The organism is Aeoliella fuhlenseeensis (assembly GCF_052161615.1).
Lineage (GTDB): Bacteria > Planctomycetota > Planctomycetia > Pirellulales > Lacipirellulaceae > Aeoliella.
In genome coordinates this window covers 801,993-814,269 of record NZ_CP197417.1, presented here as the reverse complement: position 1 = coordinate 814,269, position 12,277 = coordinate 801,993, and the positions used below count along the sequence as shown (strand labels likewise).

Below are 12,277 nucleotides of genomic sequence, written 5' to 3'. Positions count from 1 at the left end.
CCCCGCCGCCGCTTCGCTATAATCACGTTAGCTAAATTTTTATGAGATATCCGCCAACCCAGGAACTCAGGCGATGAGAACCTTTCTGCTAGCCCTCGTGGCCACGCTTCTACTCCCCACCTTCGCGACGGCCGTCGAGTTGTTCGACTATTCGCAGGTCGAAGTCACGGGTGGACCGCTGCGGCACGCGGCCGAGCTCAATCGCGATCAGCTCCTGCTCTACGATCCCGACCGCCTGCTCGCGCCGATGCTCACCGAAGCGGGGCTCGAACCCAAGGCCAAGGCCTACCCCAGTTGGGAAACCTCGGGCCTCAACGGCCAAACAGCGGGGCACTATCTCACCGCGCTCGCCATCACCGCCGCCGCGCTCGACGATGCGAAGTGCCGCGAGCGACTCGACTACATGGTCGCCGAACTCGCGCGGGCACAGAAAGCCAACGGCGATGGCTACGTCGGCGGGGTGCCAAGCAGTCGCGACTACTGGCCGAAGATCGCCACCGGTTCGTACGACGTACAGGGCTTCTCGCTCGATGGCCGGTGGGTCCCCTGGTACAACTTGCACAAGACGTTCGCCGGCTTGCGCGATGCCTACCTCATCACCGGCAACCAGCAGGCTCGCGAAGTGCTCGTTGGTCTCGCCGACTGGACCGCCGAACTTATCGGTAAGCTCAACGACGAACAACTCCAGCGTATGCTCGGCTGCGAGCAAGGGGGCATGAACGAAGTGCTCGCCGACGTCGCCTCGATCACCGGCGACGACAAGTACCTCGCGCTCGCCAAGCGTTTCAGCCACCGCGCGATTCTCGATCCACTCGTACGCGGCGAAGATCGCCTCACCGGCCTGCACGCCAACACGCAGGTTCCCAAAGTCGTCGGCTTTGAACGCATCGCCCAGCTCGCGGACGATGCCGACTACCACCGTGCTGCGGTGACGTTCTGGGACAAAGTGGTCGACGGCCGCACGCTGGCGTTCGGTGGCAATAGCGTCCACGAGCACTTTCCGGGCCCCGACCAGTCGATGGCCTGGATCGATGGCCGCGGCGGACCCGAGACCTGCAACACCTACAACATGCTGCGCCTCACCGAGCAGTTGTTCGCCGTCGATCCCACGACGCGCTACGCCGACTTCTACGAGCGGGCGATGATGAACCACATCCTGTCGTCGCAGCATCCCGAGCACGGCGGTTACGTCTACTACACGCCCGCCCGCCCGCGCCACTATCGGGTTTACTCCGACGCCGAAGAGAACTTCTGGTGCTGCGTCGGCTCGGGCATGGAAAGCCAAAGCAAGTACGGCCGATTCATCTACGCCCACGACGGCGACACCGCGCTGTACGTCAACCTGTTCGTCCCTTCGAAGCTCGACTGGAAAGACAAAGGCCTCGTCGTCACGCAGAACACCACCTTCCCCAACGAACCCAAGACGCAGCTAAAGCTCAGCGCCGACTCGCCCACCAAGCTCGCGATTCGGATTCGATACCCCTCGTGGGTCGCCGAAGGTCAACTCGCCATCGAAGTGAATGGCAAGCCGGTAGAAATCACCAGCGAGCCCGGCAGTTACGTCGAGATCGATCGCACCTGGAACGATGGCGACACCATCGACGTTTCGCTCCCGATGCACACCACTGTCGAGTCGCTCCCCTACCAGGACGACTACGTCGCGCTGGTGCACGGGCCGATCGTCCTCGCCGCCAAGACCGGCACCGAGAGTCTCGACGGCCTCGTCGCCACTGCCGAGCGCGACAACCAAAGCGCCTCGGGCCCGATGCAATCGCTCAACGAAGCCCCCATGCTCGTGGCCGATCGCGATGAGCTCCCAGGCATGCTCGAGCCCGTCGCCGGCAAGCCGATGACGTTCAAGCTCGCCGGCGCGATCCGCCCCGACACGTTCGACGACCTCGAACTCGTTCCGTTCGCCGGCGTGCACGATGCTCGCTACATGGTTTACTGGCGACTCGTCTCGCCGGACGAGTACCAGCAAGAACTCGCTCGCATCGAAGCCGCCGAGCAAACCGCCCTCGCGCTCGATCGCGCCACGGTTGATCGCGTCCCGCCGGGCGAACAACAACCCGAGACCGAGCACAACTTCCAAGGCGAGCGGACCGACACCGGCGTGTGGAACGATCGCCGTTACCGCCACGCCCAAGGCTGGTGGAGTTACGACCTGGCGACCGATGGCGAACAGGACCTCGAACTCGCGCTCACCTACTGGGGCGACGACCACCGCCACTTCGACATCCACGCGGGTGACGAACTGCTAGCCAAAGTCGACTTCGAAGGCCCCACGCCGGGCGAATTCGTAACGCACCGCTACAAGATCCCCGCCGAGGTACTCGCGACGGCGAAAGATGGCAAACTCACCATCAAATTCACCGCCCACGACGGCTCGATGGCCGGCGGCATCTACGACGTGCGGTTGGTGAAGAAGGGCGTGGAGTAAAGAAGTCCCCTCCCCCGAACGGTTTCGCGTGAGAAACCATCGTCCCCCGTTCCCACTCCTTCGCGAAATCGTTGGGGGGAGGGTTAGGGTGGGGGCGAATAAGCGATGACGTCAGTTGCTACACCTTCGGCGCCGTGCCACCATCGCCAACGTGCCAAGCACAAGTAGTGTGATCGTCCGTGGCTCAGGCACGACGCTTGGTGGCGACCACAGGGCGATGCCCCATCGGCCGTCCTCGAGCGCGAACGCATAGGCAAGTTGGCCCTGATCGTTGAGGCCTCGGCGGCGCGTGTCGCCCGGATAGGAGTGATCGTTTCCGAAGCTCAAATAGGCGATCGTGCTACCCAGCATCGCATCCCCTCGACGCGCCACCTCCAACAGTCCCAGTTCGTCGTCGTGAAAGTAGAGACCCACATCGGCGAGCCCGACAATCGGAGGATTCATCCGCGCCAAGAACGCGGTCTGTCCCTGGTCGTTGATGGTCAGCGTTAAGAAGTCAGCAAAAGTGCCATTGCCGTCAGGGGAAGCTTGTCCGGCGCGGGCGATCTCGATGGGAGAGGTCGTGCCATCGCCACGATACAACGCTGGGATATCAATACCGGTCATGTCGCCGCGAAGACCGGCTTCGAACGCAACTTGTCCCGCGTTGTTCAAGACGACGGTGGAAAACTCCCACAACATCTCGTCATCACCAGACGTGGGGGCTCCCTTGCGGACGATTTCCACAAGTCCACTTGGTCCCCCCGCGCGGAAGACCCCTTCGTCGAGCCCACGGGCAGCGGTACCGCTCAGCCTCGCCCGAAACGCCACTTGGTCAGCCTCGTTGGGGGAAGGGTATCCGAAGCTGGAGAACGATCCGTCGCCATCCGGGGCCGACTGACCACCTCGTACCACTTGTTCCAAAGCAGCGGAGCCATCTCCGCGAAAGATGCCCGACCTATCGCGAATTCCGGCGGTACCAGTCAAGGTTCCCATAAAGTACGCCTGCCCGCCGGCGGTCAGCGTGGGCGCAACGATATTGGCGAGCGTTCCATTTCCATCCGGTGCCAACTGCCCACTGCGAGCGATCTGCATCACTCCCGATGTGCCGTCGCTAAGAAACAGACCCCCATCACTTGTCGCCTCATCAAGCACGCTGGAGATCAGGGTTCTCCCGTTGTCGCCGAGCTTCTGCAACACAACTCCACCTAGCGCAGTGGGGTCCCCCGGGATAGCGTCCCCAGATCGCGCAATCTCCACGCGAGCGCTCAACCCGTCGCCTCGATAGACGCCGGTACCGCTCTCCGTTCCGCCACCTACTTCACTAAGCGTCGACTGAAAGGCAACCTCGCCCGCGTCGTTCAGGAAGAAATGGTAGAGCACCTCGTACATCTGCTGGCCATCGGGGGCAAGTTCCCCTATCCGAGCAATCTCCACCAAGCCCGTTGGCCCGCCACCGCGGTAGATGCCAATCGACCTTCCATCGGCGGAGCTCGTTCCGGTTAATACCGATCGGAACGCCACCTCACCTTGATTGTTCAGCTCCGGATACATGGCCGACTCAAACGTGCCGTCGCCATTGGGAACGGTCTGGCCTGAGTGGACAACAATCGTTGTCGTTTGTGCCACTGCCACGCTGCCCGCGGCAAGCAACATCAACCAGAGCGCCAATCGAATTCCGCCTCGTCGTCCCATTATTCACTCCACCGCCTGAGATGGGAAGAAAGTTACGCTGCAGGGAACAGTTCGCGGCACCAATTCGAACTATTCCCAGTATAGTGGGAGCCACGCGCTGCTCGCAACTAGTAGATAAACAGGAATGCCGTGGAGCTAGAATGGGTGTGCTACCACCTTCGTCTGACGACACGCGGCGTCCTCGGCTATTGGAGAGAACAACGAACAACGCCCCTTGAGCCGGAAGCGTCAGCGCCCGGAGCTTCGCACAAGACATCGCTGCAACTCTCGACGTTCCGCCGTCCTCACTCCTGCACACTAGCGAGGTTCACTACTTCTCGCCAAGTTAGTTCAACCAAACCAACAACCCCAACCCTCGCTCTTTCGCTTCGACCACGAAGGCTCGGAGTGTTTGGAAGTAGGCCTGAACGTACTCCCACGGTTCGTCGTCCTCGTACTGTTCGTCCCAGATTTCTGGGTAGATGCCGGTGGCGTTCAGCGAGGCGAGGTCGCCTCTCGACTGCAGATCGTCGTCAGAAATGCTCGCCAGCAGGTCGGCGATCGCGGCGGTCTCACTCGGCGAGAACGACCGGGCGGGGCCGTACCCCAGGTCCTCGTCTCCCACCACCTGCCCGCACGAGACGATGAAGCCCTCAGGGAAATCTCCTTCCCACGCCGAACCGGTCAGCAAGAAATGGATGGCGTGCCACGCCTTGTCGACATCCAGCTGATCGGCCTCGGGAATGGAATCGCCTTCCGAGCCTCCCCCATCGAAATCGGCGTACACCACCGACGTAATGATCTCCGGAGCAGCATGAAGCCGCTGGCGCAGCTCTTCCGGGATCCGCGCGAAGTTTCCAATCATGCTCATGGGATGGGTCTCCGGAAAGGGCGCTTAGCGGGCGGATAGTTGTCGACCGGCAGGGGCTAACGACGGGGTGGCTTTACCCCCCCGCGACTTCGCACCCAACACGCAGCGAGGAGGAGTGCCGAAACCAGAACCAGGCTTTGAGGTTCCGGCACCGTCGCGGGTGGCGACCAGATGGCGATACCGTCCCGACCATCGGCTAAGTCAAAAGTAAAGGCAACTTGGCCCAAGTCATTGAGGCCACTGTGTTGTTGATTATTGATTGATTCGCCATGTCCCTTGAATTGGAGGCGTGTGATGGTACTGCCCAACAAGGAGTCACCCACACGGGCTATCTGAAGGAGGCCCAGGGCATCATCGTGAAAATAGAGACCGGCCGGAACGTGTGTACCCATACGGGAGCTGAGGAGACCCAGGAAGACCGTCTGCCCAGAATTGTTAAGCGCGATCGAATCAAAGTTAAGAATCACATCACCGCCATTAACAGGCTCGCCGCTACGAACGATTTCAATAGCGCTTCCGGAATCGTCGCTTCGAAATATGCCTCCAAGATTCGCTGAGCCACTTGCTGCGTTTCGAATGGTCGCATGGTACGACACTTGGCCCGCGTCGTTGAGCGCAAAGACGCCGAATCTCTCGTACTCTCCATCTCCGCTGGGTGTTAGCTGACCTTCGCGGACGATCTCCGTCACTCCGGTCCCATTCTGCACAAGGAATAACCCACTGTCTTCGCTGGCCTCGACACCCAGGCCGCCGATACTCGCGCTAAAAACAACTTGCCCCCGTTCATTGAGCGCGCTGTTTCCCAAGCTATTAAAGAACCCGTGTCCGACAGGTACGGAGTCCAATGTCCGCACCATCTCCACCATGAGGCCATTCGAGTCATCGATGCCGAAAATGCCCCCGTTATCGCCTCGCGTGTGAGCATCCCTTATGTCCGCGAGAAAAGTGGTCAGTCCACTATTGTTGATGGCCAAACTGTTAAACCTCTGGAACACACCATCGCCATCCGGCGGCGACTGGCCGGCGCGGGCAAGCTGTACGATGGGGGCCGAGCCATCGCGACGAAAAATGCCATCGACTGCGTTGGTTACCCACAATTGGCTGAAGAATACTATTTGGTCCGACTCATTCAACACGGGCCCGCCAGCGTTGCCGAAAATTCCATCGCCATCGGGAGCCGGCTGGCCGGATCGAAAAACCTCTTGCAGGCCATTCCCTCCAACTCCGCGATAGAGTCCCGCGAAGTTGGCCGTATCATCGTTCGTTCTCAAATTCGCTCTGAACGCAATCTCTCCAGCGTCGTTAAGGCTGGGCTGCGACATACTACGAAACCTTCCGGTGCCGGACGGATCGCTCACGCCATTGCGGACGATTTCAACTAACCCGCTGGCCCCATCGCTGCGAAAGACAGAGGCAACGGCGTCTCTGCCATCGTTGGTGTCATCCAAATACGCTTCGAAAACGATTTGGCCGCGGTTATTGAGAGATGACAGGAAGATCAGTGAAAAAACACCATCGTCATCCGGAGTGGATTGGCCAGACACGGCAACGATAGAGAGCGACTCCGCGAGAACAACCCCGCCTAACGACCAAGCCATTACCAACACTGTCACTGAGAATTTGGCGACTCGTCGTTTCATTCGAAGTATACCGTCTGACTAGGGCGCAATCTTGCGACGCACTCGATGGCGACAGCGTCAACTCAAAGTTACCGCATACAACTATTAGCAAGGAAAGAGTTTGAGTTGGGTGTTCTGCGCCCGCGACTCCTTACCCAACACCCCGCGAAGAGCAGCACCGTGACAACCAACACCACGCTCGAAGGTTCCGGGACCGCTTGGCCGACGACGGTCACGCGGGCACTTCCGAAATGGATCACCGAGGGCGTGAGAATGTCGATGGTGTTGAAGCCGATGGTCACGAAGTAATTGGAGCTATCGAAGGTGATCTCGGCGTCGCCGTCCAAGAAATCGTCGAACACACCCGGCATGACATCGATTCTCCTTAATCCACCAAACCACCCAAAGTCGGAATGCCAGATACTGGAGGGTTCCCCTGCCAACAAGTCCGCGTAATTGCCGACAGGATGACTACCTAGCCGCGACAGGCGGACCGAAAGCGGAGGGGCGAACACATCGTCGATCGATCCCTCGGGAGTGTTGAGTCGCTTCAAGCCCTCTTCGCCAACCCCGAACAGTTCGACCGTGATGGTATCGATCGACTCAAATTTCGTGGAGGTCGAGAAGGGAACGGTTAGGGCAGCATCGCCATACGCCAGCGATTGCTGCGGCACCGGCAGATCGAACACGTACGTGCCAGCCGAGGCGACGGGGGTCGTCAGCCATAGCGTCGTTAGCAGCAATACAGACATTCGTTGAAATCGGTTTTGCATGTCGAAACTCCTCACTTCGGAAACTTCTGCCCCTGCAAGCCACGCGTTGTGCGCCCTTCGACTCTTACGCATAAGAGATTCCCATCTTAGCAAACGGTGCGAAATAGCAGACCGTATTTCTCTCGATTTTCACCCTGCCCGGCCACGGAAATGCCGTTCGGAGAGTGAACGAGTTTTTCTCCCCACTTTCCACTATTCCGGGCTGCCCCGAGCGTGGAAATCTCGCCCCCAACTATTTTCCACTTTCTTCCAAAAAGTGACTAGAAAGCGCGCGTTGGGTATGTTCTGATGAACACGTTCGCTGTGTTACTAGGTATTCGACATAGAAAGGCTGGGGCGGAGGTTTAACTGCGTGAGGTGGAGGAATCATGGAGGTCGCCGCTGGGACGAGATTCTTCCGGAACTCCACTCCCGTCAGAATGACAGCGGCCCTAGCCCCTAGCCCCCAACCCCTAGCTCTCCACCCAATAAAGTCGCACCTGCGGGTTCCCCCTGCGACATTACTCGAAATCGATCGACCGCCCTTCACCCCCTAACCTCTTTGACAACAACCACTTACAACAAGGTTTGACGAGCCCCTCAAAAGAGTAATGTCGCACCCATTAAAATAGTGGCGGAACGGCGACTTTATTCCCGCTACCGCGACGTCCCTTAACTCCCGTAAATCCATGAGTAGCCCACGCATTACCTCACCCGACTCCCCTGCCCTGGCCACGCTGTGTGCGCAGCTTGCCGCGAGGGCGGACGCGGCGGACCTGTCGGGTGCCTGGCCAGCGGAGCAACTTCGGCTGTGTGGCGAGGCAGGAGTGTATGAGTGGTTCCTGCCGGTCGAGTACGGTGGGCAGGACTGGAGCGACCTCGATGTCGTGCGTGGGTATCTCGCTCTCGCTGCGGCGGACCTCACCACGACGTTCATCATTACGCAGCGAACCGGCGCGTGCCGCCGCGTGGCGTCGGGCGAGAACGAAGAACTCAAACAGCGAGTCCTCCCCGCCCTCGCCACCGCCGACAACTTCGCGACCGTTGGCATCTCGCACCTCACCACCAGCCATCGCCATCTGGGAAAACCCGTGCTGACCGCGACGCGAACCGCAGCGGGTTACGTGCTCGATGGTTTCTCGCCGTGGGTCACGGGAGGTGATCACGCGGGTTGCATTCTCGTGGGAGCGGTAGTCGTTGACGGCGATGTCGTCACCGACGAGCAGATCCTGGCGTTCGTTCCCACGAGCGACCCCGGTGTCCGTGCCGATATGCCCGCGAAGCTGGTTGCCGTGTCGCACAGCCACACGGGTCGTGTGCAGTTTGATAGCGTCTTGGTGAGCGACGAGTGGATCGTCGCTGGCCCCGTGGCGAACGTGATGATGGCGGGGCGAGCTTCGCGGCCTGGTGGTCACGAGACATCGACCTTAGCGATTGGATTGGCATCGGCGGCTCTCGATTTCTTGAAACAGGAAGCCGCGAAGCGCGAGGAACTCCGCCCCGCGCACGAGGCGCTCGCCGCCGAGCACGCCGAAGTAGTGAGCGACCTCCTCGCCATCGCCGAAGGCAACGCGGTCTGCTCGAGCGAGTCGCTCCGCCAACGAGCCAACAGCCTGGTCCTCCGCTCGACCCAAGCCGCCCTGGCCGCCGCGAAAGGAGCGGGCTACGTCGCCGGCCACCCCGTAGGCCGCTGGTGCCGCGAGGCGCTGTTTTTCTTAGTGTGGAGCTGCCCCCAACCGGTGATGAACGCGAATCTGTGCGAACTCGCGGGGCTGGGCATGGTCTCCGATGGTTAGCGAATGACATAATGGCACACTCCTTCTAATCCCCAGCTCCAAGCCCCTACTCCCCAGCCCCTCCCCATCCCATGTCCGACCCCTCGAATCCCAAAGTAATCTGGCACGATCATGCGGTGACTCGCGACGAGCGGGAGCGGCTCAGCGGGCATCGCGGGTGCGTGGTGTGGTTCACCGGGCTCTCAGGTTCGGGGAAGAGCACCATTGCGAATCTGGTGGAGCAGAACCTGTTTCACTCGGGCGTGCGGACCTACCTGCTCGACGGCGACAACGTTCGGCATGGGCTCAACGCCACACCGCAGATCCTCGCCCCCAAGCATGGCGAAGTATTCGCCCAGCGTTTCGGCCTGGGCTTCGGTTCGCAGGATCGCGAAGAGAACATCCGTCGCATCGGCGAAGTGGCCAAGCTGTTTTGCGAAGCGGGAATGGTGACGCTCACGGCGTTCGTAAGTCCCTATCGCCGCGATCGTCTCGCGGTGCGCGAAGTGCTAGCACCGGGCGACTTCATCGAAGTGTTCGTGGACACGCCGCTTGAGATTTGCGAAGCACGCGATCCAAAGGGTCTGTACAAGAAAGCGCGTGCCGGCGAGATCAAGCACTTCACGGGAATCGATGATCCCTACGAAGCGCCCAGTTCGCCCGAACTAACCCTTCCGGGTGGTGAGCTCGCGGCGGAGCTACTAGCCGATCGGGTGGTCGATTTCCTTCGCGCGAGTGGCAAGTTAGGTAGCTAGCAAAGAGTCGCAGAGAATAATCGATGAAATTGGTGTTCAATTAGGGTGAAGCGGCGTAGCTCGCATTGACAGAAGGAGGTGAATGGCGCTAGATTGGCATACCCCGGCGGAGTTGTCTTTTAGCAACTCAAGAGGATGTTAAGGCCGGGCAACGGAGGCGAGTGTGCCATGGCAAAACGCATGTCGGCTGGTGCGGTGCGAGGCGGTTGGCAAATGGCCGACGACGACCCTCGATCGTTCTACGAAGGAAAGACCGACCCTGCTATGCCCGTACATACTGCCAATCTCTGCGAGCTCATTCGCGATCGAATCCGTCAACGACTCAACCAGCGCGTCAGCAACTTGGAAGTCGAAGAAGAAGCGGGAGCCATCGTGCTCACCGGACGTTGTGCAACGTTCCACACCAAGCAACTCGCCCAGCACGCCGCGCTCGGAGTGCTGAACGACGAACCGCTTGAGAACCGCATCGAAGTCCTGATGCCGTAATCGCCTTAGCGATTACTGCTGGCCTTCAGGCTGCGTCTCGCCTTCCGCCGCGGGAGTTTCGGTAGCCTCCGGAGCTTCAGCAGCTTCCGGAGTTTCGGCTGCGCCCTCCGCGTCGGCTGGTTCGGCCGTCTCGGCTGCGTCACTAGTCTCGGCTGCCTCGGACATTTCCGCGCTTTCGGCGGAGTCCGTGGCTTCGGGAGTTTCCGAAGTGTCGGGCGTTGCGGCAGGTTCTTCCGTGGCGGCGGGTTCGGCTTCGGTGGCGGGCGGAGTCGACTCGGCGGGCGGGGCAGCTGGCGGAGTGCTGGCGGCGGGGAGTTGCGGCAGGCCCGGAATCGCGGCACCCGGGGCACCCAGCATCGACTCGTTAGGATTGGCAGCCGGGGCACCTTCGGCAGTGGTGACCAGCTCCTCGCGCCCCAGGTGGATCTTCTTGAAGACCTCGTTCGGAATCACGTAGTACCAATCACCAAACCGGGCATTGAGCTCCTCTGCCCGCTTCTTGCCCGCTTCGATCTTCTCCTTGTACGTTTCCTCCGCACGCTTGTTGTTCTGCTCGATCCGAGCACGCTCGGCCTCGATCTCCTCGCGGCTAGGCTTGGCTTCCTCACCTTCGGCAGCTTCACCTTCTGCAGCAGGTTTTTCCGCGGTGGCGTCTTCGGCGGGCAGTTCGGGCAGGGCTTCGAGTTCAGGCTTAGGAATCGCCGATTCGTCGAAGCGTGCCATCACGAACAGGTATCGATTGAGCCCCTCGTCGCCAGCCTTGGCGAGTTCTTCCGCCTCGGCGTCGGCCTCGGGTTGTTCGGCTTGCTTGGTGGTGTCGACTTGGAGGTCACCGAACCTCAGCACGTACTGGACGCCATCGTTCTGCGTGATGACGATCTCGCCCTCGCTGGAGAGCAACAGGATGTCGCCCTCGGGGTTATTGGGATCCCGCGTGGCGAGGAACCCACGTCGGGCGAGGCTTTCGACGGTCTCGCGACTCTTGATGAAGTCGTCGCCCGCTCGCAGATCAGCGCTCAATCCGCCGGGCTTCTTCTCGACGTCGACGATCACCAAATCATCGAGCGCGTTCTTGAGTTCGCGCAGGGCGTCGGCGTTGAGCGTCTCGCCCTCGGCGAGCGTGAACTCCTCGTATTTGCCGGCGGCCTTGTTGTAGGTCTCAAGCGTAACGGGCTCCCACTTGCTGTCGGTCTCGTTGTACTTCAGTTCCATCTTCGCGCGGCGATCTTCTTTGATCCCCTGCTCCAAGCCGCGCTGCGTCAACATCAGCTCGGTCTCGATGGTGTAGTCGTCGATGCCAACTTTCGAAACCTCGAACGTGCTCAGCTTCAACAAGTCCTTCTCAATCCAGTTCTCGAAGTTCGTCGTGAACTTATCGAGGTCGAGCATCGCTTTGTACACGACGCCCTGCTTCGCTTTGCGGACGTAGTACTGACCGGGCTGGTCTTTGACTTCTTTGCCGATGATCAGGTCGGCGAGTTCCTTGTCCGAGCCGTCGTAGAGCTTCACGTGCGTGCCATGGCCTTCGTCCGCGGAAGAGTCGGAAGGGTCGATCACTCCGTACATCGCTTGATCGCCACTGCCGGCATCGATCACGTCGAGAATGTCGCGACCCACCACGCCTTCGACCGCCGCGGCCATTTGGGCGGTGGCGTCGGCGGGGTAGCCGCTCTTCGAGGGGATGGTCCACGTGCCATTCACCTCGGCGACTTCAAATCGCTCAAGGTCGCCCGTCTCGGCGTTGCGAGTGACGATCTCCAGACGCTTCGGAGCGTCGGAGGGGAAGGTGTCGACAAGTGGCGTGCCGCGAAGGGCTTCGACGTTGTACTCCTCGGAGGTGGGCCGAGTGAACAGCGCGAGGCCAATCGCCCCAACGGCGACGACAAAGAACACGCAAGTCTTACTGAGTTCGGACATGGTAGGACA

General features: G+C 60.5%; 9 protein-coding genes. 4 read left to right on the top strand and 5 right to left on the bottom strand.

Annotated features, from left to right (window positions below):
• The first annotated feature begins 73 nt into the window (after nucleotides 1-73).
• Nucleotides 74-2,440 carry a beta-L-arabinofuranosidase domain-containing protein gene (locus tag SH292x_RS03210; protein WP_442484141.1) on the top strand — a complete coding sequence of 789 codons (2,367 nt, stop codon included), beginning with the start codon at nucleotides 74-76 and terminating at the stop codon, nucleotides 2,438-2,440.
• Between the two features lie 111 nt (nucleotides 2,441-2,551).
• Here SH292x_RS03210 and SH292x_RS03205 read toward each other — a convergent pair whose 3' ends face one another.
• From SH292x_RS03205 to SH292x_RS03190, 4 genes are all read right to left on the bottom strand, one after another.
• The gene (locus SH292x_RS03205) at nucleotides 2,552-4,114 is read right to left on the bottom strand and encodes a DUF7453 family protein (RefSeq protein WP_442484140.1); all 1,563 of its coding nucleotides are present in this window, start codon (nucleotides 4,112-4,114) and stop codon (nucleotides 2,552-2,554) included.
• A gap of 325 nt (nucleotides 4,115-4,439) precedes the next feature.
• Complete coding sequence (locus SH292x_RS03200) at nucleotides 4,440-4,964, bottom strand: YfbM family protein (protein ID WP_442484139.1); 525 nt, start codon at nucleotides 4,962-4,964, stop codon at nucleotides 4,440-4,442.
• A 56-nt stretch (nucleotides 4,965-5,020) separates the two neighbouring features.
• Nucleotides 5,021-6,604, bottom strand: coding sequence for a DUF7453 family protein (locus tag SH292x_RS03195; protein WP_442484138.1), 1,584 nt, complete (start codon nucleotides 6,602-6,604; stop codon nucleotides 5,021-5,023).
• Nucleotides 6,605-6,672: 68 nt separating this feature from the next.
• On the bottom strand, nucleotides 6,673-7,356 hold the full coding sequence (locus tag SH292x_RS03190; RefSeq protein ID WP_442484137.1) for a PEP-CTERM sorting domain-containing protein: 684 nt from the start codon (nucleotides 7,354-7,356) through the stop codon (nucleotides 6,673-6,675).
• Nucleotides 7,357-8,024: 668 nt separating this feature from the next.
• Between SH292x_RS03190 and SH292x_RS03185 the strand changes: the two genes are divergently transcribed.
• From SH292x_RS03185 to SH292x_RS03175, 3 genes are all read left to right on the top strand, one after another.
• Nucleotides 8,025-9,131, top strand: a complete 1,107-nt coding sequence (locus tag SH292x_RS03185) for an acyl-CoA dehydrogenase family protein (protein WP_442484136.1) — start codon at nucleotides 8,025-8,027, stop codon at nucleotides 9,129-9,131.
• A 71-nt stretch (nucleotides 9,132-9,202) separates the two neighbouring features.
• Nucleotides 9,203-9,865, top strand: a complete 663-nt coding sequence (cysC, locus tag SH292x_RS03180; protein WP_442484135.1) for an adenylyl-sulfate kinase — start codon at nucleotides 9,203-9,205, stop codon at nucleotides 9,863-9,865.
• Nucleotides 9,866-10,033: 168 nt separating this feature from the next.
• Nucleotides 10,034-10,351 carry a BON domain-containing protein gene (locus SH292x_RS03175; RefSeq protein ID WP_442484134.1) on the top strand — a complete coding sequence of 106 codons (318 nt, stop codon included), beginning with the start codon at nucleotides 10,034-10,036 and terminating at the stop codon, nucleotides 10,349-10,351.
• A gap of 12 nt (nucleotides 10,352-10,363) precedes the next feature.
• Here the strand turns inward: SH292x_RS03175 and SH292x_RS03170 are convergent, their stop codons facing one another.
• Complete coding sequence (locus SH292x_RS03170) at nucleotides 10,364-12,268, bottom strand: DUF4340 domain-containing protein (RefSeq protein ID WP_442484133.1); 1,905 nt, start codon at nucleotides 12,266-12,268, stop codon at nucleotides 10,364-10,366.
• Nucleotides 12,269-12,277 lie beyond the last annotated feature (9 nt).